Below are 25241 nucleotides of genomic sequence, written 5' to 3' on the forward strand. Positions count from 1 at the left end.
TTCAGGCTTTCACTAGGGCGACAAAGTTATCGTGGAACGCGAGACCCGGTGAGCCGGTCGCTTTCTTTCCCATATCGGAGGGAATGGCGTGCAGGGTCGTGTTGATGTTAAACGGCGTATCCTTCAGCCACATCTCGTAGACGACGAGCGTATCGGGTGCAACTGTGCGCGTAAGATGCGTCTTTAGACGCACTTCGCCCTCGTTGTTGTAAAGGCGAACCATATCTCCCTCGGCAACATGGTACTGCTTTGCCGTATTCGGATGAATCTCCACTGTCGGCTCGTGATGAATATTCGCCATCCAATCGAGGTTCTGGAACTGCGAGTTTATGCCGAGCTTCCAATGCGGGGAAATCAGCCGCAGGGGGTATGACTCGGGCACGTCCATCGGCTCGTTCCAGATCGGGAGCAGCTCGTGCCCTTCTGTTTGTGCCGTCTCGGATGCAAATTCGTATTTCCCCGACGGCGTTTTGAATTTGCTGTCCTGCCAGCCGATCAGACCCTTTACCGCCTTGCGCGGACCCTTTTTGAGTTCCTCCCAATGCGTGAGTCCGAACTGCGCCAAAAATTCCGGGGAAAACTCAGCGGCAAGCCATTCATCGATACCGCCCGAGGTCGGATAGGTACAGCTTCCGGGCGAGAGCGCATTCAGGCGGGCGGAAAGCCCCATGGCAATCGCAAGATCGCTCCTTGCCTCGTACATGGGCGCGATTGCCTGCTCGTTGAGCGAGAGCCAGTAATGCCAGTAGGAGACGTTCAGTCCGGCGGTTTCAAAGGCACTCGTTACGGGGAGGACGATGTCGCTCATGGCGACGGTCGGCGTCATAAAGAGATCTGCCGTCACGACGAGATCCATGGACTCGAACGCCTTTTTTACAACGGCGGCCTCGGGATCCTGCATCATGGGGTTGCGGCAGGCGATCCAAAGCATTTTGATTGGGGGATCCTGTGCGTCCAGAACCTCACGGCCAAAATTATTGATGTTGATGATGCGGTCTTTTTCCGTGGCCGTTCCTGCGGGCGGCTTCATCTTCATGGCGTGATACTGGATGCCCCATGTTTGGAGCTGCGCGTACTGTGCGCCGCCGCCGGAGGTTCCGATATTTCCTGTCATGGCAGCGAGCGTGTCGATGCAGCGGACGTTCTGACCGCCGTTTGTATGGCGCTGCATCCCGTATCCGATCCAGATGTTTGCGGGCTTGGTCGAGGCGTATTCCTGTGCCAGTGCCTCGATGACGCTTGCCTCGATGCCGGTCTCCTTCGACGCCCATTCAACGGTGATGTTTTCACGCAGATATTGGAGAAGTATTCTTCATAGCCCTTCGCATTCTGCTGCAGCCAATTCCTATCGACGAGATCATGCTCTAGGATGTAGCTGGCCATGCCGAGTGCGAGAGCACCGTCCGTGCTCGCTTTGATCTGAATGTACCAATCCGCTTTCGAGGCGGTTTGGGTGAGGGTGGGGTCAATGACGACCACTTTGCAGCCCTGTCGCTGAGCCTGCTCGATGAGATACATGGAGTGCACCGAGCACCACGCGGGATTTGCTCCCCAGATAATCAGGTATTTACTGTTGACGAGATCCTCGGGGTCGTTGTTCCAGATTGTCCCGAAGTCGAAGGTCTGCGCATCAATGCCCGCAGGCCAGCACGGTGTTCCCGTCGCCCGCGTTGTATGCCCGATGCTCGACATCATGCCCTCGACGCAGTAGTTAAGCAGGTTGAAATTGCCCGAGTACTTGTTGAGACAGATGGGGAGTGTAGAGCCGTATTCTTCCTTGATGGAGAGAATCTGCTTGGCAATGATGTCGAATGCTTCGTCCCAGCTGATCCGCTCCCATTTCCCACTGCTGCGCCCCACTTGGCGCATGGGGTATTTGATGCGATCCGGACTGTAGATGGATCGCGTATAGGAAAATCCCTTTGCACAGAGACGTCCATGTGTATACGTATTGGCGGGGTTGCCCTCGACGTATTTCAAAACGCCGTCTTTGACGGTCGAAAGAATGGAGCACGAGTCATAGCAGTTGCGCGGACAGGCACTTTGAAAAACCTGTTCGGATGCTTCCGCTGCAGCGGGACGGAACGGCGTTTTGTCCAGCGTGAGCGAAGACCCGATTCCAGCGGAAATGACGGCGGCGAGACTTCCCTTTAGGAAGGTTCGTCGGCTGAATGAATGCGGCGAATTCATGAGAGAGCCTCCTTTTCAGAAGTGAAAAACAACTGGGCAGCCTTGCCGACCTGTCGGCAAAATGGCGTCGTGCTGTGTGCGGCGACGTGCTCCAAATGGGGAAAGATCCAGCAGAGCAGGTGATCCCGCAGGAAAGCGGCATAATGTGCAGCGATATCGGACTGGCCGTCGGCTTGCGGCGACGGCGAGAGACTGCGGAGCAGGCAGGCAGCAAAAGCGGCCTCGTAGTGGAGATGGTCGTCTGGGATGCGACCTTTGTCGGCAATCTCGATGCCGACGGCTCGATAGGCCTGACGGACGGACATGGTTTGCCTCGTCATGGTCATCCGATGGGGGGAGAGATAGGATGATTCGTACGGGGGAGCCAAGAGTTTCTGCGGCCCGACGAACAGGCGGTTGAAGTCAAAGCCCACATCATCTTCTTTTGGCGGGAGCACCAACTCTGATTGAAGATAAGCATTGGCAAGCCGAATGAATGTCTCACCCGCTGATATATTGCCGGCGTAATACGAAGAGAGTGCTTCATACAGCGCAGCGCGTTGTTCTATGTCTTGCGATAGCATATTTTCACCTCCTCCATCGGTTCAGGAATCGTTGAGAAAACAGACCCTCAAGTGCTTTTCTAAAGCCATTTTACTATAAATTAAAACGACCAATTCTGTAGTCTTGTACAAGAATTGGTCGAAGTTTTGGAGAAACATACAATGCAAAGGCTGTTATTGTTTTAGATAGCGCAGAACGCGTAAAGACTGACAGGCAACATAGAAGAGGACACGGTGATCGGCAAGCGTGAGGTCAGCATCCAGGAGTTCGCTGATTTTACGGATGTGGTTGCGCAGCGTATTGGCGTGGATGAAAAGGCGCTGGGCAGCTGCGGGCAGCGATTCGTTTTCCTCAAAATATACTTCCAGTGTTCGCAGATAGGCTGTGTCATTTTTCTCATCGTAGTCGATGAGGGGGGCGAGCGTTTCCTGACAAAAGTCGTCGAGCTCCTCCGTGCGGACATGGGATAGGAGTTTTAAGATTCCTAAATCGGCATATAATGTAATGCCTTCCGTTGGATGGCGATATCGGCCAAGACTCACCGCCTGTTTTGCCTCCTGAAAACTGCGGCAAAGATCGGCAGGAGCACGATGCAGGCGGCCGATACCGATGGAGGATGTGGGGAGAAACGCTGCACGCGCATGGAGTTCGTGCTGAAATCGTTCCACCATGCTGCAAAGACTCTGCCGACAGAGGTCTGACTGCTCCAGCAGGAGGACGAGCTGGTCGTCCAGCATCAAGGAGATCGGCTGCAGGAGGTGACGTGAGAAAAATCGTATGGCCTCTTGTTCGAGGAGGGCAAGATGGGATGACAGCTGCTCGGCGGAGCGTGTGAGGTCGAACTCCGCGACCACAACGTAATGCGGGCGATCCACGTGGTAGTTCCACAAGCGCCCGAGTGCCGTCATTTCATTTGACGATTCGAAGTTATGGTAGATCAGGTCATAGAGAAAATGTTCCCGGTAACGGCGGTCATGGTCGTCGATTTCTTGTCTGTGCCACAGTAAAAATGTTATATTGGATCCGAACTGTGCGAGCTGATCTTCCTGCTGTAAGGAAAGATGCTCCGAGGCCGTCGGAAGGACAAGCCATCCGTATGTGGCGTTCGCCTGCGCTAATGAGTATAGGGTGAGCGTGGGGAAAGAGGCACTGCCCTGTTGAAGCAGCACCTGTCGGTTTCTTTGCAGCAGAGCAAGTACGTCAGAAGGGAAGTCTGCCGTCGCGGCAATGGGCGTCCCCACTGCATCGAGCACGAGGAGAGGGAGCCCCAGTGCGTGAGCAGCGCAGTTCATCTGCTCCTCGATGGAAAAGCCTGCCGAAGACAGGCCTGCCTCAATTGTGGTCATGATGTTCCTCCGTTCTCCAAAAACAGGTTGTCGGCTGTGCAGGAAGGATACAGATGGATGGGCGCGTGAACGTGGTCATGGCATAGCTGTCTGCCATTTGCCGAAGATCCGGTGGAACCGTACGCATATCGACAAGGCGCAGCGCTCCCATCAAACAGGCATTGACACAGGCGGGCGGCAGGTCTTGCTGCAGGCGGTCCCAGCACAAGTCGCATTTATCGACCTTTTTCGTCTGTGGGAGCAGTCGCGGTGCGTGAAAGGGACAGGCCCCGACGCAGCGTCCGCAGCCTGTGCATGCGGTGCTGTGGTGAATCACAATTCCGTTTCGCAGCTTGCTGTAGCAATGGGATGGGCAAACACGGATGCATTCGGGAGCTGCGCAGTGGTTACAGGCGAGTGTGAGACAGTCATGGGAATCCTTCACGGTCTTGAGATGCCGAAATACCGTGTGAATGCCTGCGTGCTTATGGTTGCAGGCATTTACGCAAGCATGACAGCCAATGCAGCGCGATAAATCAATCTGAAAGCCGAGCTGATGCGGTTTCATTGGACAAACTCCCTCTTGTGCTACGGTGGTATGATATAATATACAGGTGAATGTGTATTAGGAGAAATCTTACTATGGCATATCGTAGCATTGATTTTGAGCATTGTCTACGTCGTTATCAGGGGGCTTCCTGCCATCGCTGTGAAATGATTTGTCCGAACAAGGCCATCCATGACGGGCAGATCGATGAACCATTATGCGATGACTGCGGGCTATGCACTGCGGTTTGTCCGATGGGGGCTGTCCGTGCACAGGTGGACTATGAGGAGCTGTTTGTGCGCATAGAGCAGATGGAAGAGCCTCTCCTCGTTTGTAAAAAAACATCCTCCTCCGGCCTTCCCTGTCTCGGGGTTCTCACGCGCCACATCCTCTGGGGCTTGGCATCGCGCAGGCCACTTCGTATCGACTGTTCCCGCTGCGCCTCATGCAGACCTGCCGTGTCGAAGTGGCTGACACAGGAGGTGGCTGCTTGTAATGAAGCACTCGTTTTGTGTGGGAAACCTCCTATTATATGTGTACAGACGGATTCGCGCGAAAAGGAGGCAGCCGTCAGTCGTCGCTCCTTCTTTCGCGCGTTGTTTCAAGCGGTAGGAAACGAAATCGAAGAGGTTGCGAAGCACGAATCCGGCATAATGTATGCCTTTTTGCCGCAGAATTTGCTGGTGCGGCAAGCGGTCAATCCGGCAGAGATGGCATCACTCCTCGTCGGGATCGAGGTAGGTGATGCGTGCGATGGGTGCCGTCTCTGTGAAAAGATCTGTCCGCATCAATCATTGCAAATTGTCCCGACGGAGGAGGGGGCGGTTCTTTCGTTTCGAGTGGAACGATGCACTTCATGTGGCCTGTGCCAAGGGAATTGCCCGAAGTACGCCTTGAAAATTCACCCCGTCTTCGATGGGAAGAACCGTTTCATGATACGAATAGTCAAAAAAGAGACAACGCAAAACCATAACGAAAATCATTTTTTCTTGCAGCGTGGGTAAGTATTTTGCTTTACAGTTGATAGGAGAGGGATTATTTGATTTGGAATAAGCTAAACGATTTTTTTGACTTGCATGGCGACATTGCATCAATACAGGAGATTACAGAGCGGATCAATGCCGGCGTGCGATTTCGGGGGACGAATCTCAGTGTCCTGATGCTGGCGATCTTTATCGCCTCCATCGGGCTCAATATGAACAGCACGGCGGTCATCATCGGCGCGATGCTGATTTCTCCGCTGATGGGGTCGATCCTTGGAATTGGCTATGGGCTTGCCCGTTATGACAGCACATACATTCGTTCCAGCGCAGGAAGTCTGCTCGCCCAAGTGATCATTTCGGTTGCCACATCGACGCTTTATTTTTTCCTCACACCGATCGATGCCCCTTCGTCGGAACTGCTTGCACGAACATCGCCGACCATCTGGGACGTTTTGATTGCTGTCTTTGGCGGCTTGGCAGGAATCATCGGCGTAACACGCAAAGAGGGCGGGAATGTCATCCCTGGTGTTGCGATTGCAACAGCTCTGATGCCTCCTCTCTGCACCGCAGGATATGGCATTGCCACGGGCGTTATGGCGTATACCGTGGGCGCACTCTACCTGTTCTTTATCAACAGCTTCTTTATCTGTCTGACGGCATTCATCGTCCTGAAAATCATTGACATTCCCTCCAAGATAGAGCGGAACTCCGTGGAATTTTCAAGACAGAAACGCTACCTGATGGTCTTTGCAGTGCTTGTCACGCTGCCCAGCTGTTTCTTTGCGTATCAAAGCGTGCAGGAAAATCTGGAGAACGAGCAGGCGAAGATTTATATCGAGGAGAATTTCAAAGCACCACCTCGTCTGGCAATCTCCTATACTTTGGATAACGAGAAGAAAATGCTGACAGTATTTACGACTGCCGGAATATCGGAGGATGATTTGACGGTATTGACAGAGAAACTGCATGAAAAGGCACATCTCAGAGCGTTCCAGCTAGAGATTTTTTCTGCGGAAGATCGCGAAAAGATGGAGGCGATGATCGATCAAAGACTCAGCGAGGTTGAAAAAAGAGCGATCCCCTCTGTGCAGGAACGGCAGACTGTGACCGCACTCAAATCTGCCCGCGAGGAAAGCGAGAAGCAGGGAGCTTACATATTGGACTGGAATCGAGAGGCGCGTATTGTATTTCCGCAAATCTCCCGCATCGCTGTCGGGAGTGTACGCGCACCCGCCGGAACTGGGGATAAATCGGCTGCTCTGAGTGAAACGCAAATTGCGTTCATATATCTGCAATCCGATATGGACGAAGCGTCGCGTGCTCGCTTGACCGAATGGATTTCGGACAAAGCAAAGAACCGTGTAGAGGTGCACTTCCTTCCTGAAGTCTCGGCAACAAATGAAAACAAAGGAGGAACTGTATCTGAGGACGGAGCCCACATATCGTGAAAAAAACATGAGACTACATAATCATTCAGATCGTGTAATTCTGTGCGTTTTTCATTGAGGCTCTTCATGGAGAAGGAGCCCATCTTTTTCCAGATAAGCTCCAAAGTTTATAACACACAAGAGAGATTCCATTCGCCTTACCTAGCGTTTGGAATCTCTCTTTCTTTGCAAAGAATCATTAGCCATCTTCCCCTCTCTTGTGTTATAATTTTCTTATATTTGAAACGTAGGAGGGAAGGCCGTTGTTTGCAAAGACTTATGGTGCGACGACCCTCGGAATAGATGGACGGATTATCGACGTTGAGGTGGATGTGTCGCCGGGGCTGCCGGGTTTTGAACTGGTGGGGCTTCCCGATACGTCGGTGAAGGAGTCGAAGGAGCGTGTGACGATGAATCTTGCACTCGCCGATGTGCGAAAGGACAGCTCGGGGCTTGATCTGCCGATCGCCGTTGGTCTCCTTGCATCCTACGGTATGGTTCCGGAGGCGGCGGCGCAGAGTGCGCTTTTCTCAGCGGAGCTTTCTCTCGATGGAAACTGCCATCCGATCAGCGGCATTCTTCCAATGGCGATTACGGCATGTGAGCGGGGACTTGCGGAGTTTTACGTTGCTCCGTCCATTGCGGTGGAGAATTTCATCTGACAACATTTCTATTTTTGTATACTTCCTAGACATGGCGAATCCCTACTGTTGTAATTTTTATTTTACAACAGTAGGGATCTTTTTTACTGTCCGTTCTCTAGAGAGCTGTCCACTTGACGGAGGAGGAAATCAAACAGATTTTCGTCAAGGCACTGAATTCCTTGGTGGAAGTGAAAGAGAACGTGATTGCAGAACTGCGATCTCTGATTGACAGCGTTTGCCAAACGAGGGAGCTGATGGAGGAACGGGATAAAGTAGAGCAGGAACTTCGCGTTTTGACAGAACGGCTTGAAACACTGATTCGCGAGAATGCACGGGTGGCACAGGATCAGACGGCGTATCTGAAACAGGAAAATGAGATTCGCGCACTCTATGTGGAAAAGCAGGGACATCTGGCGACGTTGGATGAGCAAATTGCCGAGAGGGAGCGCAAGAGAAACACCTTGGAGGCCATGATTCAAGTGGTATGTGGTATCAACGGGGAGCAGGTTGAGTTCGATGAGGAGCTATGGGGCGGACTGCTCGATCACATTGTGGTCAAGGAGGACGGCACGGTAGTCGTTGTTTTCAAGGGAGGGATTGAGATTGGTGTTGGGGGATGAGTGCCTCTAGAAAAAAATAGATTCCATTATGCTCCCCATCCTACATTATAGTCAGATGCACATTCCTTTTCAAAGAGAATGAGATTTTGGATATCGTAAAGCAGAACTGCATCACCACATTCGGTGGTTCTGTAGGAAAATCGGCATGGAGCGCCTACCGCGCTCAAGGGATGATGAAGATTGCCGTTCTGGATGCTGACCTCATAGCAAGGAAGCAACATAGATTTCCGAATCTCGTCTGTATGGAAACTATCTGGTTATCATAAATCCGGAGAAAATGACGTACATTACGGCTTTATCGAGGCGTTTATTGAGCGGCTTAGCGAGAAGTACAACATCCGCGAAATTGTCTTTGAGCGACGTGACGCGGTACAGATGGTGCAAAACCTCGAGGGGATGAGCTTCACCGTTGTTCCATTCGGGTAGGGCTTTAAGGATATGGGGGCACCAACCAAGGAGTTGATGAAGCTGACGCTGGAAAAGAAATAGCGCACGGCGGGCATCCCGTCATGCGCTGGATGGCAGACAATATATTCATTCGCACCGATCCCGCAGGGAACATCAAGGCGGACAAGGAGAAGTCCACCGAGAAGATCGACGGCGTGATTGCACTCATCATGGCGCTGGATCGTGCGATTCGGTGTGGGAATGATACCTCCGCATGTGTCTATGATGAGCGAGGAATTTTGTTGCTGTGAATTCGTGTTTATTCGAGCGGTTCCAGTTTTGACAGCGTGACCTTGTCGTATGCACCGTTTTTCTTATCTTCGGGATGGGGTTCCAATCCGATGATGGTAATATCTTTCTGCTCTGGGCCATACACCCAATACATTCGCATGGCGCGACTGGTTCGGTTCTCCAAATATGACTGCCAGACCTTTTGTCCGTACCGTCTGGTTAAATCTTGGATTTCGTGTGTATGGAGGCTTGGATAGAATGGATTGGAAGCAAGAAGTTTTAATGCTTTGCCCCATTTTTTATAAAGGTTGGCATCTGCTTTTGAAATACTTCCATCCATGCTCTCTTTGTGCAGACGCATCCACAGTTCAAGCATTTCAGGAATACCCATATGAATCGAAAAATCCATATTCAGAATCCGGAGAGGTCAATCGGTGCAGAAACTTTTCCTGCATTCAGATTGCGGATGGATTCATCCATCATCTGTAGCGTACGTTTCGATATTTCCTCTGGACGAACCAGTTCTCGCGGCTCTAGCAGGATGATGCCGTTATCGTATTCCTGTACTTCGTAATAATCATATTTAGCACCGCGCAGTGTCAGACGTTTCTTTGCATCCAAGTGAGCCTGATAGCGACCTTTGATTGCAGCTTGCATACATATTCCTCCGTTCTAAGGAGTGGGATTTCCCACATTTGATATGGTTAGTATAAATCAAATTCGAATATTGTGCAAGACATGGGGATTGGGAGATTGCAGCGGACATAAAAATTACAAACCTGAAATGGAGGTTTCCATGAACTTCTTCACAAAACTCTTCCGTTCACGGGACAAGCCCAAGAATCACCTCGGCGGCTTGTCCTTTTTGTTTGGACAGACAGCGGCGGGCAAGGCGGTCAATGGGAGGACTGCGATGCAGACAACAGCGGTTTACGCTTGCGTGCGCATCCTTGCCGAATCCATCGCAGGATTGCCGCTCCACGTCTATAAATACAAAGGGCAGGGAAAAGAGCGTGTGTATCTACCTCACTTTCGTTGGATTTTCTATATATTTTCATTATACTACAGTCCACCCAATAATATGATCAGAAACATATAAAAAACACTAACTTTAATTTTTCGACTTACATTAATAAAAGAACTGTGCTATTATTTCTAACAGGTCGTATGAACGATATGCAGACAGAAGGGAATCACCATGACAAAGCCCCCCCATCGACAGATGAACAAATTCGGTTCTTGTCCCTTTGCTACGGCGCAAAAACTCATCGCAGGGAAATGGGCGATCCTCGTCATGCGTACCCTTGCCGCCGGTGCAAGGCGCTTTGGCGAAATTCAAAAGGAAGTCGGCGCAACACAGGCGACACTTGCCACACAGCTGAAAACGCTTGAATATGAAGGCCTGCTGACACGCACCGCCTTCCCCGAAGTCCCGCCGCGCGTCGAATACGAGCTGACGCCAATCGGTTACGCGTTCACCCCCGTCCTCGATTGCATTGAAGTGTGGGGAAACCGCTACATCGACTATCTGCATCAACACACGACACAGGCAGAATCTCTGCCGCAGGAAGAACCCACTCTATCATCACATAACGAAAGGTGATGCCACATGAAAATCACATATTGGTCCGACTACGCCTGTCCCTTCTGCTACATCGGAGAGACACGCATGAAAAAAGCCATTGCCGCGATGGACACCACCGAGCCGATTGAACTTGAAATGAAAGCGTTCCAGCTTGATCCAAATGCACCGCGAAAATCCGTAGGCAACATGACCGACCTCTTCGTACGCAAGTACGGATTCTCGCCAGATGAAGCAGAAAAGCGCATCGACAGCATTACTGCCATGGGCAGACAGGAAGGACTGAACTTCAACTTTGTCGATGCCCAGTTTGTCAATACCGTGGATGCACATCGTTTGACCAAGTATGCACAAAGCAAAGAGCCGGAGCAAGCCGACCGTCTTATCGAGGTTCTCATGGATGCCTATTTCGGCAAAAATGCCGCCCTCTCCGAACCCGATGTTCTGCGCTGTGCGGCACAGTCGGCAGGTCTTAATACGGAAGAAGCGGAAAAAGTGATCAAGTTCGACACGCTCTATCTGGACGAAGTGCAGCAGGATGAAACGGAGGCCTATATGCGTGGCGTCAGCTCCGTGCCGCTCTTTATCATCGGTGATGAACGCATTGCCGGCGCAGACAGCATCACACGGATGAAAGCCGCACTCCAAAAGGCACTGGAAAAAATAATTTTTGTAGGTTGTAAAATCAAGTTGCACAGGAAAAATTCCATAGCGGAAGCCTTATGGTAAAATAGAGTTGAACAGACCAATCTACCAAAGGAGTCACGCTATGGAACAACTAGAGTGTACCACAAAATCGGAGCATCGCAAAGGGGCACATCTCACTTATGAAGAGCGCGTCATCATCCAGATCAGACATAGAGACGGACGCTCCCTTCGAGCATCGCACAGGAGATCGGCTGCGCGCCCAACACCGTACACAACGAACTGAGGCGGGGCAGAGTTCTGCTCCACAACGGGAAGCGCGTGGGATACAGAGCTGTCAACGGTCAGGAAGTATACGAGAGCAACCGCGAACACTGCGGACGCCCCTCGTTGCATGAAAGCAAGAAAGCATTTCTCTCCTATGTAGTGAAGATGTTTCAGGAGATCCCTTCACCAACAAAGTGTACTGCGCCTCCTGCGGCAGCAAGTGTGAGCGTGACACTTGGACGAAGGGAACTAAGGTGTGGTCTTGCAGTCAGCTGCGCACGAAATGCGGATTGAAACGGCTGCCCGAATCCGAACTCAAGGAAGCGGCAGAATCCTTGTTCGGTGACTGCTTCCAGTTATGAAATGCAGATGGCGCATTACAAGAACTACATCGAAAGCCGCGCCGACTGGGATTTCGTCGGCATGTATTCGGACGAGGGGATCAGCGGCACCAACACAAAGAAGCGTGACGGCTTCAACCAGATGATCGAGGATGCCCTTGCCGGCAAGATTGACCTCATCATCACCAAGTCCGTCAGCCGCTTTGCGCGGAATACCGTGGATTCTCTGCAGAATGTCCGCAAACTCAAGGAAAACGGTGTAGAGATTTACTTTGAAAAAGAGAACATATGGACATTTGATTCGCGTGGAGAACTCCTTATCACGATTATGTCGAGCCTAGCGCAGGAGGAGAGCCGCAGCATCTCGGAGAACACCACATGGGGTAAGCGCAAGCAGTTCGCCGAGGGCAAGACCAGTGTGGGCTACAGTGCCTTTCTCGGCTATGACAAGGATTTCAAAATCAACGAGGAACAGGCGCAAGTGGTGAAGCTCATCTACAAACTCTTCCTTGGCGGGCGATCCTTCTATGCGATTACCAAGGAACTGGAGAAGCGCGGCCTCAAATCCCCATCGGGAAAGGACAAGTGGTACATTTCCACAGTGCGCTCCATCCTCACCAACGAGAAGTATCGTGGCGATGCGCTGATCCAGAAAGAGTATACGGCGGACTTCCTCGATAAGACGCGACGGAAGAATACGGGTGAGATTCCGCAGTACTATGTGGAGGAACATCACGAGGCGATTATTCCGCCGGACTTGTTCGACTTTGTGCAATCGGAGATAAAACGCAGAGAGCAGAACGGCAAGCACAGCGGCGTGAGCATCTTCGCGAACAAAATCAAATGCGGCTGCTGCGGCGGTTGGTACGGAGCGAAGGTATGGCACTCGACCGACAAATACCGCAGAGTCATCTATCGCTGCAACAAGAAATACGCCCACAAGGGCAAGCCATGCAGTACAAGGCATCTGACAGAGGAGGAGATCAAACAGATTTTCGTCAAAGCATTGAACTCCTTGGTGGAGGTCAAAGAGAACGTAATTGCGGAACTCCGATCCCTAATTGACGACGTTTGCCAAACTGTGGAGCTGACTGAGGAGCGTAATAGAATAGAGCAGGAACTTTGTGTTTTGGCAGAACGGATCGAAATACTGATTCAGGAGAATGCGCGGGTGGCACAGGATCAGAATGCGTATCTGAAACAGGAAAATGAGATTCGCGGACTCTATGTGGAAAAGCAGGGAAATTTGGAAAAATTGGACGACCAAATCGCCGAGAGGGAGAGCAAGAGAAAGACCTTGGAGACCATGATTCAAGTGGTATGTGGTATCAACGAGGAGCAGGTTGAGTTCGATGAGGCGTTATGGGGCGGACTGCTCAATTACATCGTGGTCAAGGAGGACGGAGCGGCAGTCGTTGTTTTCAAGGGCGGGATTGAAATTGTAGGGGGATAACTCTTCCTAGAACTTCATCCCGAGGGAGAATCCATACGTCACATCCAGCGTACGGAATCCCTTGGTTTTTGTTGGGCGCAGCGACGAATACGTCATAGTCTTTGGGTACAAATGCGCAATTTCGGACACAAAATCAACCGCAAGGCGGTGCAAGGGATTGTGCAGAAGCTTGGACTTCAAGTGCATTCCTTTACGCACAGAACGCACAAGTACAGCTCCTACAGAGGGTTGTCGGAACGGTGGCAGACAATCTTCTGAACCGCAGATTAAAAATCTCTATCTCGCATCAGAAGATCGCAACGGATACGAGTGAGCGCAAATACTGGCTGCAGGGAGACGATGGAAAGCTCGTCGCAGACACAAACTGTATTTCGATCCGTATATGGATTTCTTTAATGCTGAGATTGTCAGTTTTCACATCGGACAGGACACCGTCTGCGATAGGGATTCAGTCCGCACTTGAGGAGGCAATTCGTGTGACAGCAGATTGTCCTTATCGGCGCACCTTCCACTCCGACCAGGGGTGGAGGTATTAGATGAAGTTGTACACGAAACGCCTAAAGGAGGAGAGAATCTTTCAGAGTATGTCACGTAAGGGGAACTGTTTGGACAACAGTGTAATGGAGAACTTCTTCGGACTCTTAAAGCAAGAGATTTACTATGGACGTATTTACCATAGTTACGAGGAACTTAAGATGGCGATCGAAAAGCACATTGTTTACTACAACGAGCATCGCATCAAAGAATCTATCGGCTGGCTTAGTCCTGCACAGTATCGTCGCAGACCAAGCTGCATAATAAAAGCGCAAAAATCGCTTTTCTACGCTTTCAGGTCTAACTTTTTAGGGGCATTACACTGGCAGTTGGAATTTCTTTTTTGTAAAGAATCATTAGGAACATGACTGGTCCTGTGTTATAATTTGTTATGTTGAAAGTTCTTTGATTATTTGCAAATAATTTTATCCATCCCGCAATATGTCCATGAAAAAAACTATGATAGTAATAGACTAGAGAATCCTCTCACTGGAAATTTTCTTTTGCGATGGAATAAGGTGGCAATAGCACAATCATCTTGAACTTGATTGTTTTACCGATCATAGCACTGTTTTTCGCAATATTATGATATGTGGCTGCAAAGTCCGGGGGAGAAGGTGCAGGTGGTGGGCGAATATCGCTTTACAACGCAGCGTCTGAAGGGGCGGCGACTTGTAGCAGATGTGTAATGGGATTGTGAGATTGATTGCAGGAACTTTATAAGGAGAGTATTTATGACATTGGACGAGGTTATTGATTTAGCGTTGGATGGTAACAGTGTGTTGTTTTTGGGCTCTGGTTTTTCGGTCGGGGCTGTTAATAAGTGCGGAGAAAAGTTTTTGACCGGCGAGTCACTGAAACGTTATTTTGCAAAAAAATGTGAGGAGTTGAGCGAGGAGGAGTATGCAAAGTATAATCTGGCAGATATTACCGAATATTATATAGATCAACCATCGTTATCCTTTTCTGAAAAAGAGAGCCGCAAACAGAATCTGATTCACGAGCTGCAAGACTTGTTTTGCGTTTCCGGTGTTGAGGATTATCATAACGTTATTTTATCCGTCCCGTGGAAACGGATCTATACAACGAATTATGATGATGTTGTTGAGTTCTCATCTAAAGGGAGTGAGAATGAGAGAGTGCCGATTGTTTTGTCCGCATCGATTCAGGAATATATCAAGAAGAATATATGTGTGCACTTGAATGGATATATAAAAGAGCTTTCTGTACAAACTATGAAAGATGAGTTTAAACTTTTGGATAGTAGCTATACAAAAAGCACGCTTCAAGGAAACCCTTGGTTTGATTACATGAAGGAAGATTTCTTTGCAGCTGATAGGGTCGTCGTTATAGGTTATTCCTTCTCTACAAGTGATTTGGAGATCAATAGAATTTTTTTACTCCCCAATATTAAACAAAAGATCGTAATCATTTCCTATCCTGAGATACAGAAGGAGAAAATGACAGCAAACAGACTGAAAAAATATGGCACACTGTATACTCCGGGGATGCAAGGTTTTGCGGAGCGCATAGAAGGATGCAGAAAAAAATTCCGTCCATCGCCATTGGAAGAGAAGCCGTTTCTTTCTTTTTGTGAGTATGAGCCAACAAGCTTGGCACTAGAGAAACCTACCTTCGAAGAGTATAATCAGTTTTATGTTTACGGGAAATACAAGCAAAATATTTTTTTTCATAATGATGGACATTCAAGTAATCCATATGAATCTATCGTTTATCGAAAACAGGTAACGGATTTTGTTCAACGATATCAGGAGCAAAGCCGTAAAGTGTTTTTGATAACATCGGATTTGGGAAATGGAAAAACGATCTTTTGTGAAATGCTGAAAAGAGAAGTTCATAAATTTTGCAGGGTTTTTGTCTTTTTGCGAGATACAGAAGGGCTTGCAGAGGAAGTTGAACGCATTTCACAAATAAAAGAAAATGTCTTGGTCATTATTGAGGACTGCTATTCCTCCCTGCACATATTATCATATTTTTCTTATCATCCAATGCAGCATATAACTTTTTTGATGACAACAAGAATGTCGCTGTCGAGTCATGTTCGCATAAGGATAAAGGAAGAATTAGAACTCCGGCAAAAGGAACTTTTGGAGATACCCCTGCAAAAATTGGAGGATGAGGAGTGTAGGGGATTGGCAGAAATCTTTTGCAGAGAACAACTGCGAAAAGGGTATTCTGAAGAAGCTCTCTATCACAGATTTACCAACGAGTGCAAATCCTCCATGGCAAATATTATATTGGATTTATTGGAAGCACAACAGATCAAGGATAGACTGGAGAAGCTGATGGCCTCCACAATGCGTCCAGAAATGAAGGACGTTCGCGAAGTCGTTATTCTTGGGATGTGTATTTCAACATGGAAATTGTCATTAACTCGAGATGATTTGTTTTTCTTGCTCAAGGTGGACAATTCTGCAGAAACCGAGATTGAAGAGAGAGTTGTATTGAAGGAGTTGATTGGCGGGGATAACACGACGGAAGAACTTTTTGTAAAATCTTCTATTATCGCCGAATATATGGTAAAGCATGTAGTTGATGTGGGGGATTTGTGCTACATCCTGAAAAAGACGATTGAGGCTCTTGATCGTTCCTATCGTAGTAATTCTCGTTATGAAGAGACACTCAAGGCAATTATATCACATGCAAATTATGCCTGTTTTACGAGCAAACAAGAGGATACACAAAAGATTAGTACAATAAAAGATTTGTATGAGTCTGTACGTAAGTTTAAATTTTACAGGGATAACCCATTTTATTGGGAGCAATATGCGTCGGCATGTATTGATGCTGGAGATTTTGATACAGCAAAGATATGCATTAGAAATGCCTATGATTGCGCAAAGGAAAAAGAACACTTTGTGCCCTTTCAGATAGAAACTGTGGAAGCAAGGTGTTATCTGGAACAGGCAAAAGATAACATATGTGGACTCAGCGCCAAAGAGATTCTGTCTGATTATATCACTGAGGCTCAGAAGCTCTTGTTAAGACATTATCACCATGAGGGGAACAACAAGCGATATTCTATTTCGATAGCAGAAAAGATCTTTGATTTGTATGAAGAGAAAAAGAGTGAGCTTACAGTTGAAGACTTTTCTCAATATATTAAGATTATGAAGACGTTTTCTGCCAAGTGGGGGATATCGAAAGATGTGGAGGAGATAGAGGAGAGAGAACTTGAGAGCTTCCTTAAATCTGCTCAGATGTCAATGGATGATGCAAATAAACAAATTTTACTGACAAAGAAAAGAAATGCTCGAAAGCCAAAGAAGTCTTTTTCTGAGTGACTATGATAGTAGAAAAAGACGAGGGGAAATCAACCTGAAATTGAAAGGTGGAACAACAAAACATGGCGCAAGAATATATCGACTTTCCGGCAGCAGGAGAAGTACATCCAATCCCTGGGCGCAATACCCGCCATCTATATCATCACCAGCTGGATGCGATCCGCGCCCTTGACCGTATGGACGAAGAACATGCCAGTTATAGTACCCTTGTGGTGCTTCCCACAGGGGGAGGGAAAACGTATACGGCTTCCACTTGGCTACTTCGTCATGCACTCGACAAAAGGAAAAAGATCCTCTGGCTTGCCCATCGTCAGACGCTTCTTGACCAAGCTGCCGAATCCTTTCAGAATTTTGCCTACGCCGCTGAAATTCCCCACATATCATCTTTCCGCTATCGCATTGTGTCCGGTTCATCGAATCATGATAAAACGGTCAACATTGATCCGAAGGATAATTTGCTCATTATAAGCAAGGACAGTATTGGCAGGGAGTCCAATCTGGCACGTCTTGCCCCGTGGCTGGCTGGGGAGTCAGAAATTTTCCTCGTCGTGGATGAAGCGCATCACTCCACGGCAAAAACATATCGGCGCGTCATTGATTTCGTCAAGGAAAAGGTGGAGCATGTGAAACTGATTGGTCTCACGGCTACGCCCTTCCGTACTGCAGAGAATGAGCAGGGGCTTTTGGCGCATATCTATAAAGACGGTATGTCGGGGGGTAAATCGAAGAAAAATGACATCGGCATTGCCTACAAAGTTGACCTCAAGGAACTTATCAATCGGCAGATACTTTCGCATCCTCATTTTGAAACCTACTACACGGATGAGGAGTATGGCAAAGATTTGGGGATTGAAGCATGGGAAAGCATCCAGCACCTTGACACTCTTTCTCCCGAGCTGTCCCAAAGTATCGCTGAGAGCGGCCCCCGCAACAAATTGATTGTGGATACCTATTTGAAGAAGGCTGACGAATATGGGCAGACCATTGTCTTTGCCGTCAGCATTGACCATGCGATTGCTCTCGCCAAACTTTTCAACAACGCAGGCATTAAAACCGAGTACATCGTATCTTCCATCAAGGATATGGGAACTGGTGTGACCATCAGTGCCAAGGAAAACGATCGTAAACTTGAAGCCTTCCGCAGCGGTGATGTAGAGGTCTTGGTGAATGTCAATATTCTCACTGAGGGCGTTGATCTGCCCATGACGAAAACCGTGTTCCTCGCGCGCCCCACCGTTTCTACCATTCTTATGACACAGATGATCGGCCGTGCACTTCGCGGTGAAAAAGCGGGCGGCACCAATATCGCCTACATTGTCTCCTTTGTCGATAACTGGAATGAACACATCGCATGGGTCAGTCCGGATACAATTTTTGTCGGAGATAGCGAGTGGCCGCCGAAGGATAGTCCGGAGTATAAAAAGCAACAAATTCGATGGGTTGCAATTTCCAAAATTGAGGAATTTGCTGCTATCCTAAACGATGCCATCGACACCACGCAGCTCGAGGCAGTTTCTTTTTGGGAGCGCATTCCTGAGGGAATGTATGCGTTCCAATACATCAATGAGGAGGGAATCGATTTCTCCTATCAGGTCATGATATATAACAGCACCCAAGACGCCTATGAGAAAATGATGCAGGCACTCCCAGATCTGTTTAAGGGCATCAATACAGATGACGAATATCTCTCCGACGATGCGCTGAACAACTTGGAGGCGGAATGCAAAAAGCGGTTTTTCCATCGTGACATGGTGCCGCCCTATGACCCAAGAGATGTGCGGCATATCTTGAAATATTATGCGCAGAAGGAATCCGAGCCGAAATTCTATACGTTTGACCAAGTGGACAGGAACAAGCTCGATGTTCCCGCGATTGCGCGGCACGTCTGGGACGAGGATCTTGGTCCAAAGAAGAGAAAAGAATATCTCGATGCTCTGTGGGAAGGCGTCGATGACAATCTTCTGCAGCTATTTTTTGGGAAAAAGATATATTTTCTTCGCATGGTGGATATTGAACTTGCGAAGATTTCTGACCCGGAACTTTATGAGTCGGAGACGAATGTGACTTACGATCAAAGAACCCTAGAGAATCTTCCTTTGGATAAAATCAAGGAAGTTGATCCTGATCTGGAACAAGATTTGCGGAAGGGGGCGTTTGCCAAGGCGAAAGTTCCTTCCGGCTATGTTTGTGCGCATTGTGGAAACGTATTTTCCAATCGGCGATACCTTAATGTAGATCATATCATCCCCATGAACAAGGGCGGACTCTCTGTGCTCGAGAATTTGCAGATTCTTTGCCGTACCTGCAACGCAAAGAAGGGCGACCGATCGGAAGGGGAATACTGATGGAGAAACTCCTATACACTGCCTTGGATGTAGCCTGCATTATTGATTGTGAGGGATTATCTATGCAGGAAGCCGTTCTCCTTGCGCAGCGGATGCACACAGAGGATAAACCGTTTTTGTCGATGGAGTATCGGCAAAATTATCGAAAATGGCTGCTGGACATATTGTATTGGTCGGATTACATGCAGGACAAAATAGCTCTTGATGCCGAGTTTCCCTCGGTACAGGCAGTCTCTGACGGAACGTTGGACGTATCTGCATTGATGCGTGATGACTTCGATATGGATCTCTTTTTCAAGAAGCTGCGTGTGCAAATTCTTTATCTTGGGAAAAAAGATTATGCTCGCATGAAACTCAGGACGTTGATGGCGAAATACGGATATCAACGTCGCTCGAAGGACTTTGTGCGCTTCCTAAAAATTCGGCTCGTTTTTTACCATATTCAAACAACACTTCGTGGAAATGAGATTTGCGATGTGGAGACGATGGACTGCCTTGATGATATGATTACGTTCCGTGTGATGTAAAGAGAGGAGCGTGGCCACTACACAAATGATGACCGCTTTTGGAGGTTTTTCCTTAGAGACTTGTTTTTTAGAGTACTAGAGTGACATTACAGAAGTTCCTGCGTCGAACAATCCTATTGTTCATTATTTGAATGTCATGATGAGGCAGCATTTACATTCGCAAAGTTGCTCTGAATCGCATTGAATATGATGTTGTCGGATATGATGGGAATATTGGTGAGGAGTGTTGGGCGAAAGTGGAACGTTTTGATTTTGGGAGTGAAAATTAATGAAAAAGTTTCTTGTTACGATTCCTTTAGATTATACAAAATTTTCTATGTTAGATATTCATTCATTTAATGCTAATGTAAAAATAAAGATGGATGAATCAATAACTGTACATTTAGATGAAATATGCACTTATGCTAATCAAGACGTGAAAGAAGAATATAATGTTGCTGTTATTATTTCGTGTGATAGTGAGCAGTTTAAAATTACCGTGGAATATATATATGCAGATACAGAAAAATATGCGTTTGAAATAGCTGACTGCATTGCATATGAAATTTGTAAAGATTTATCTTATTTGGCTCAACTACATAATATTAATACTCACTATTTTCATGTTAAATTTTATTACTATACTAGGAATATAAAAATTCTTGAGGAGAAAATCTCTAATGTAAATGAAGGTGATTCTTCCAATAAAGTAAAACAGATTATTATTAGCGATAATATATCAATTAAGGAACATATTAGTATGACTGAAATACATTCTTTAAGTAAGGATGATTTTCAAGAAATTTTTCAAAAATCAAAGCCTAATTCGGGAATAAACTTAATGCTTAATTTTTTTTATAAAGCGCTTGGAGATATTGATCCATCTAGTCAGTATTATAATCTTTTTACAATTATAGAATACATTGAGAATAACGATAAAAAATTTGCACAAGCAATCCAATTGGTAAAAAAAGATGAATGTGATGTGTTAATTGATAGTCTTAAAGCTAACATAAATAATTTATGGTTAGATGATAGCAGCGATAAGAGAAACGAATATAAAAAAAGGCTGATTAGTATTATCAGCCAAGATTTGCAACGAATGACAAATTTAACCCGCGCGGAAAAAATAGCTGCAATTATTAATAATGGTTATAAAATTTATGATATAAAAGAACCGCCATTTCAATTTGAGATAACACCTGTTAAAATGAAAGAATTTATAGATCTAAGGAACAAACTGTTTCATGGAGCAAAAACGGATCAGTGCGATGGTGAAAAAATACAACGCTTATCCAACGAACTTATGGTATTGTGTCAAAAGATAATGGCTAAGATAATTTTTGGTGATGGAGTATGAATTTTATTATCGCAATTGTACGAAGAAAATCTTTACCAAACAGAGATTCCATTCGCCCTACCTAGCGTTTGGAATCTCTTTTCTTTTGCAAAGAATCATTAGCCATCTTCCCCTATCCTGTGTTATAATTTTCTTATATTTGAAACGTGGGAGGGAAGGCCGTTGTTTGCAAAGACCTATGGTGCGACGACCCTCGGAATAGATGGACGGATTATCGACGTTGAGGTGGATGTGTCACCGGGGCTGCCGGGCTTTGAGCTGGTTGGGCTTCCCGATACGTCGGTAAAGGAGTCAAAGGAGCGGGTACGGACGGCGATTCGTAACTCGGGCATTCAGCTGCGGCAGGAGCGGGTGACGGTCAATCTTGCACCCGCCGATGTGCGAAAGGACAGTTCCGGGCTTGATCTGCCAATAGCCGTCGGACTCCTTGCATCCTACGGTATGGTTCCAGAGGCGGCGGTGCAGAGTGCACTCTTCTCTGCGGAACTCTCTCTTGATGGAAACTGCCGTCCGATCAGCGGCATTCTCCCGATGGCGATTACGGCGCGGGAACATGGTCTGACGGAGTTTTACGTTGCTCCATCCAATGCAGACGAAGCACTCCTGATTGACGGGCTGAAGGTCTATGCGGTCGAGAATCTGGCGCAGCTTGTGCGTCATCTGACGGGCACGGAGAAGTTGACTCCTGCTGTGCCACACTCGACAGAGCAGAAAAAGGATGCAGCCTTTACCGATGACTTTGCGGATGTGCAGGGACAGTATCAGGCGAAGCGTGCGCTTGAGATTGCAGCGGCGGGAGGGCATAATGTCCTGATGGTCGGTGTACCCGGCTCTGGCAAGACGATGCTGGCACGTCGGATGCCTTCGATTCTGCCGGAGCTGACGAAAGAGGAAGCCATCGAGATCACGAAGATTTACAGCATCTCGGGACTGCTCGGCAAGGATACGGGGCTTGTGACGACGCGTCCCTTCCGCAGTCCGCATCATACATCCTCGACGGTGGCGATGATCGGCGGAGGCAGTATCCCGCGTCCGGGGGAGGTGACACTCGCGCATCACGGCGTGCTCTTTCTCGACGAGCTGCCGGAGTTCAGCAAAAAGACACTTGAGGTGCTGCGTGAGCCGATCGAGGATCGCCAGATTACCGTGTCGCGTGCGAACGCAACGCTGACGTTTCCCTCTAGTATCATTTTGGTAGCGGCAATGAATCTATGCCGCTGCGGCAGGTACGGTAACATACGTGGGGTGGATCAGTGGCTATGGCAATACCGTCATCATCAATCACGGCGGCGACCTCCATACGCTCTATGGACACAATCAGACGCTCTATGTCGCGGTGGGGCAGCCCGTCGCACAGGGAGAGGTCATCGCCGCTGCGGGCAGCACAGGGAACTCAACGGGACCGCACTGCCATTTCGAGGTGCGCCCGAACGGTGAAAATGGAGAGCCGGTCGATCCGGGGCTCTATGTCCCCGGGCTGCTTGCGCTCGAGCAGGAACAGGGCGGCGGGCTCGGTCTCGATTTCCACGGTCATACGAAGGACTGGGTCGTGACGAACGACTTCGCAAAGCCCATCAGTGATCTCGTCAACAGCATCGTTGAGGTGATTACGACTGGGCTGGAGCTCCTGCAAGGCTACGTGGCGAAGATCTTCTTCGTCCTCGTTGCCATCGACCTCGCGCTCGGTGGGATGGGCAAGGCGATGACACCGACGAGTGAGGATCGGGAGGGGCTCTTCAAGTGGCTCGTGCGGCGCGGCCTATTCTACGGGTTCTGTCTAGTGCCCCTCTACAACTGGGGGAATTTGTCGGCAATTTGGCACTCCATGGATTCCCCGCGCTCGGGGCTCTCGCGGGCGGCGATCTGTCGGCAGCGGAGGCGGCAGTCTCCGACCCGACGAAGATCGTGCAGAAGGGCATGAACATCATCGCGCCTGTCTTTAACGGCGTCATCCACTCGAACGGGTCATCCAGTGTTATCCTCCTCCTTCTCGGCAGTACGGGCTCCGTTCTCCTCATGCTGATCTTTGCGGCGATCCTTTTCGTGCTCTTCTGCTTCATCGGCTACACCATCGCCATCGCCTACATCGAGTTCTACGCGACGATTCTCTTCAGCTTCACGGTGTTCCCGCTCGCAGGACTAAAGCACGTACGGCATTTCGCATCGAACGGCATCAACAGCGTCTTTGCCGCTGCGCTCAACCTCATGTTCTTCTGCCTCTTTGCGGCGATGCTCCAATCGACGATGCAGCACATCGTCGTCGAGAACCTCATGTCGCAGGCGGTCGCCGCAGAGGCGGCATCCGGAGATCCGGAGCAGAGCATTGCAGGTCGCCCGAAGGCAGAGCTCGCCTACCGCATCTCGCAGATCATGCAGGAGCGGTACGGGCGTACCCTCCATCCCTCGTGGATTTGGGCGCAGCTTGCCCATGAGACGGGGAACTTCACCAGCCGGCTCGCCGTCGAGGATCACAACTACGGCGGCATCAAGGCGTACGGCGACGCGAAGACGGCCGGCATCTCGCCCGAGGGCGACTACTACCGCCACTTTGACAGTGATGAGGAGTTCGCGCAGTATGCGGCATCGAACTACAACGCCTACGCCGAGGACGGCATCTATGATGCACGCACCATCGGGGAGTTTGCGGCGGCACTCAAGCACGGCGGCTACTTCGGTGCGACGCTCGAATCCTACACGTCGGCACTGATCTCATTCGTCGGCGGCAGCGCAGGGGTGGCACAGCAGGCAGTTGCGAACAATCTGCTGCTCCTCCAGTTGATCCTCGTTGTTCTCATGTATATGTACTTTGCCGACCGCATCCACAAGTTTGTCAATACCCAGTTCGGCGGCGCGGGTTTTAAGCTCTCCGAGCGACAGGGCGTATTCAACTAAACGTGAATATAAAACGAGAAACTTCAGGTGTTCAAATTGAATACCTGAACCAAAAGGAGATGCGATTCATGTTCTTACAGCGATGGAAGAAGCACCGTGTCAAAGTCATGTTTGTCGCCCTCTTTACGGCATCGGCATCCGTCGGTGCGCTCGTTGCGCACATGCACGACGGCGAGGCGTGGGGGGTGCTGCGTCCACTTGACCCGTCGAACTACTATAGCCCGACGTCAATCTCGTGGGCAGACACGGCGAATCCCGGGCACTATTTTTATCATGATCTCGGCAGCAACGGCGGGAATGTTTACGACATCACGCGTGAGATCAAGTCTATCCTCTTCGGTGAGAAGTTCACACATATCCTGGAGACGATCACGGCACAGCTCGGCATTGACATCAAGAATAAGACGCCGCTCGATGCGGGGATTCTCCATGCAACGGGACAGGTCGCGCAGGAGAAGGAGGCACACACGGCAGATCTCTATGAGACAATGCAGCGGGAGCTCCTCACGGAGAGCACGAGCTTTCACGACTATGAGGAGAGTCCAGCGAACTGCGAAGCACAGCGTATCCGCTCACACCAGCGGCAGGGAATCGCTGCGGCTGCGGGGAAATACGCACAGCTGGCGAGCAGTGCCCTCGCCGATAACAATGCGACGCGTGAGGCGGTGCACGCGCTCGTTGCGGCGGCAGCAAACGCCCAGGGCGAGACGGAGCTGCGGCAGATCACGGAGCAGCTGAACGCACTCGGGACACTCGACCAGGCACAGATCAACGCTCTCCTTGCGGCGAAGGTGCAGCTCGAGAACGATATGCGGCGCGTCAAGCTTGACCAGGAGATCGAGTGGGCAAAGCAGGCGGAGGATGCAAAGATCATTGTCACCGATCCATACAACGAGGAACGCAACGCTGTGAGCGGCTACACGCGCGAGAAGCCGCGCGGGTTCGTCGCCTTTAAGTAAAGAACGGCGCAGGAAAGATCTGTAGGTTTGTCAATCATGTGTTACACTGAGCCAAATATTTTTCCAAACATTTGTTTGGCGAATCCCAGCCCAGT

General features: G+C 49.1%; 20 protein-coding genes and 7 pseudogenes. 20 read left to right on the forward strand and 7 right to left on the reverse strand.

Features of this window, described 5'->3' with window-relative positions:
- Position 1: 1 nt before the first annotated feature.
- The 5 genes from HMPREF1985_RS11755 to HMPREF1985_RS11860 all read right to left on the reverse strand — a co-directional run bounded on the left by HMPREF1985_RS11755 (position 2) and on the right by HMPREF1985_RS11860 (position 4626).
- Complete coding sequence (locus HMPREF1985_RS11755; RefSeq protein WP_369758581.1) at positions 2–1171, reverse strand: molybdopterin-containing oxidoreductase family protein; 1170 nt, start codon at positions 1169–1171, stop codon at positions 2–4.
- A complete protein-coding gene (locus HMPREF1985_RS10225) occupies positions 1111–2190 on the reverse strand; it encodes a molybdopterin-dependent oxidoreductase (RefSeq protein ID WP_255349307.1) in 1080 nt (359 codons plus the stop codon). Before HMPREF1985_RS10225 ends, HMPREF1985_RS11755 begins: the two co-directional genes overlap by 61 nt.
- On the reverse strand, positions 2187–2753 hold the full coding sequence (locus HMPREF1985_RS10905) for a TorD/DmsD family molecular chaperone (RefSeq protein ID WP_021772545.1): 567 nt from the start codon (positions 2751–2753) through the stop codon (positions 2187–2189). Before HMPREF1985_RS10905 ends, HMPREF1985_RS10225 begins: the two co-directional genes overlap by 4 nt.
- 153 nt (positions 2754–2906) lie before the next feature.
- Positions 2907–4079 (reverse strand): PucR family transcriptional regulator, encoded by a 1173-nt coding sequence (locus HMPREF1985_RS10235; RefSeq protein WP_021772546.1) that lies wholly within the window; start codon positions 4077–4079, stop codon positions 2907–2909.
- Positions 4066–4626: a 4Fe-4S dicluster domain-containing protein gene (locus HMPREF1985_RS11860; protein WP_021772547.1), complete on the reverse strand. Its 561-nt coding sequence runs from the start codon at positions 4624–4626 to the stop codon at positions 4066–4068. The genes HMPREF1985_RS10235 and HMPREF1985_RS11860 overlap by 14 nt, the downstream gene beginning before the upstream one ends.
- 74 nt (positions 4627–4700) lie before the next feature.
- Between HMPREF1985_RS11860 and HMPREF1985_RS10245 the strand changes: the two genes are divergently transcribed.
- From HMPREF1985_RS10245 to HMPREF1985_RS11100, 6 genes and pseudogenes are all read left to right on the forward strand, one after another.
- On the forward strand, positions 4701–5609 hold the full coding sequence (locus HMPREF1985_RS10245; protein ID WP_196805408.1) for a 4Fe-4S binding protein: 909 nt from the start codon (positions 4701–4703) through the stop codon (positions 5607–5609).
- A 35-nt stretch (positions 5610–5644) separates the two neighbouring features.
- A complete protein-coding gene (locus HMPREF1985_RS10250; protein ID WP_021772549.1) occupies positions 5645–7036 on the forward strand; it encodes a DUF389 domain-containing protein in 1392 nt (463 codons plus the stop codon).
- 242 nt (positions 7037–7278) lie between these two features.
- Positions 7279–7665, forward strand: a pseudogene (locus HMPREF1985_RS10255) (magnesium chelatase domain-containing protein); the annotation flags it as partial.
- Positions 7666–7787: 122 nt separating this feature from the next.
- Positions 7788–8279: pseudogene (locus HMPREF1985_RS10260) on the forward strand (recombinase family protein); the annotation flags it as partial.
- Positions 8280–8365: 86 nt separating this feature from the next.
- Entirely contained in the window at positions 8366–8545 is a 180-nt protein-coding gene (locus HMPREF1985_RS11380; RefSeq protein ID WP_021684444.1) for a hypothetical protein, read from the forward strand.
- A pseudogene (locus HMPREF1985_RS11100) lies at positions 8496–8977 on the forward strand (terminase TerL endonuclease subunit); the annotation flags it as partial. The gene HMPREF1985_RS11380 and the pseudogene HMPREF1985_RS11100, both read left to right, overlap by 50 nt.
- 8 nt (positions 8978–8985) lie before the next feature.
- On the opposite strand, the gene HMPREF1985_RS10270 reads toward HMPREF1985_RS11100, so the two are convergent.
- On the reverse strand, positions 8986–9366 hold the full coding sequence (locus HMPREF1985_RS10270) for a hypothetical protein (protein WP_006689660.1): 381 nt from the start codon (positions 9364–9366) through the stop codon (positions 8986–8988).
- A gap of 2 nt (positions 9367–9368) precedes the next feature.
- On the reverse strand, positions 9369–9614 hold the full coding sequence (locus HMPREF1985_RS10275) for a hypothetical protein (protein WP_006689659.1): 246 nt from the start codon (positions 9612–9614) through the stop codon (positions 9369–9371).
- A 139-nt stretch (positions 9615–9753) separates the two neighbouring features.
- Here HMPREF1985_RS10275 and HMPREF1985_RS10280 point away from each other — a divergent pair.
- From HMPREF1985_RS10280 to HMPREF1985_RS10345, 14 genes and pseudogenes are all read left to right on the forward strand, one after another.
- Positions 9754–9975 (forward strand): annotated as a pseudogene (locus HMPREF1985_RS10280) (phage portal protein); the annotation flags it as partial.
- Between the two features lie 180 nt (positions 9976–10155).
- Positions 10156–10560 carry a winged helix-turn-helix transcriptional regulator gene (locus HMPREF1985_RS10285; protein ID WP_040637636.1) on the forward strand — a complete coding sequence of 135 codons (405 nt, stop codon included), beginning with the start codon at positions 10156–10158 and terminating at the stop codon, positions 10558–10560.
- 6 nt (positions 10561–10566) lie between these two features.
- Positions 10567–11268 carry a DsbA family oxidoreductase gene (locus HMPREF1985_RS10290; RefSeq protein ID WP_021772555.1) on the forward strand — a complete coding sequence of 234 codons (702 nt, stop codon included), beginning with the start codon at positions 10567–10569 and terminating at the stop codon, positions 11266–11268.
- Between the two features lie 359 nt (positions 11269–11627).
- Positions 11628–11807 (forward strand): annotated as a pseudogene (locus HMPREF1985_RS11105) (zinc ribbon domain-containing protein); the annotation flags it as partial.
- Positions 11808–11814: 7 nt separating this feature from the next.
- The gene (locus HMPREF1985_RS10300; protein ID WP_021772556.1) at positions 11815–13245 is read left to right on the forward strand and encodes a recombinase family protein; all 1431 of its coding nucleotides are present in this window, start codon (positions 11815–11817) and stop codon (positions 13243–13245) included.
- A 584-nt stretch (positions 13246–13829) separates the two neighbouring features.
- A complete protein-coding gene (locus HMPREF1985_RS11865) occupies positions 13830–14147 on the forward strand; it encodes an IS3 family transposase (protein WP_369758582.1) in 318 nt (105 codons plus the stop codon).
- Between the two features lie 366 nt (positions 14148–14513).
- Positions 14514–17084 (forward strand): SIR2 family protein, encoded by a 2571-nt coding sequence (locus HMPREF1985_RS10310; protein ID WP_021772560.1) that lies wholly within the window; start codon positions 14514–14516, stop codon positions 17082–17084.
- 62 nt (positions 17085–17146) lie between these two features.
- Entirely contained in the window at positions 17147–19429 is a 2283-nt protein-coding gene (locus HMPREF1985_RS10315) for a DEAD/DEAH box helicase family protein (protein WP_021772561.1), read from the forward strand.
- Positions 19429–19956 (forward strand): hypothetical protein, encoded by a 528-nt coding sequence (locus tag HMPREF1985_RS10320; RefSeq protein ID WP_021772562.1) that lies wholly within the window; start codon positions 19429–19431, stop codon positions 19954–19956. Before HMPREF1985_RS10315 ends, HMPREF1985_RS10320 begins: the two co-directional genes overlap by 1 nt.
- A 268-nt stretch (positions 19957–20224) precedes the next feature.
- On the forward strand, positions 20225–21295 hold the full coding sequence (locus tag HMPREF1985_RS10325) for a hypothetical protein (protein WP_021772563.1): 1071 nt from the start codon (positions 20225–20227) through the stop codon (positions 21293–21295).
- A gap of 162 nt (positions 21296–21457) precedes the next feature.
- Positions 21458–22531, forward strand: a pseudogene (locus HMPREF1985_RS10330) (YifB family Mg chelatase-like AAA ATPase); the annotation flags it as partial.
- Positions 22503–22766: pseudogene (locus HMPREF1985_RS11870) on the forward strand (murein hydrolase activator EnvC); the annotation flags it as partial. The pseudogenes HMPREF1985_RS10330 and HMPREF1985_RS11870, both read left to right, overlap by 29 nt.
- 344 nt (positions 22767–23110) lie before the next feature.
- Entirely contained in the window at positions 23111–24187 is a 1077-nt protein-coding gene (locus HMPREF1985_RS10340; RefSeq protein ID WP_071782688.1) for a glucosaminidase domain-containing protein, read from the forward strand.
- Positions 24188–24255: 68 nt separating this feature from the next.
- Positions 24256–25146: a hypothetical protein gene (locus tag HMPREF1985_RS10345; protein WP_040637639.1), complete on the forward strand. Its 891-nt coding sequence runs from the start codon at positions 24256–24258 to the stop codon at positions 25144–25146.
- The last annotated feature ends 95 nt before the right edge of the window (positions 25147–25241 follow it).

Origin of the sequence: Mitsuokella sp. oral taxon 131 str. W9106 (assembly GCF_000469545.1) — a bacterium.
Taxonomy (GTDB): Bacteria; Bacillota; Negativicutes; order Selenomonadales; family Selenomonadaceae; genus AWVT01.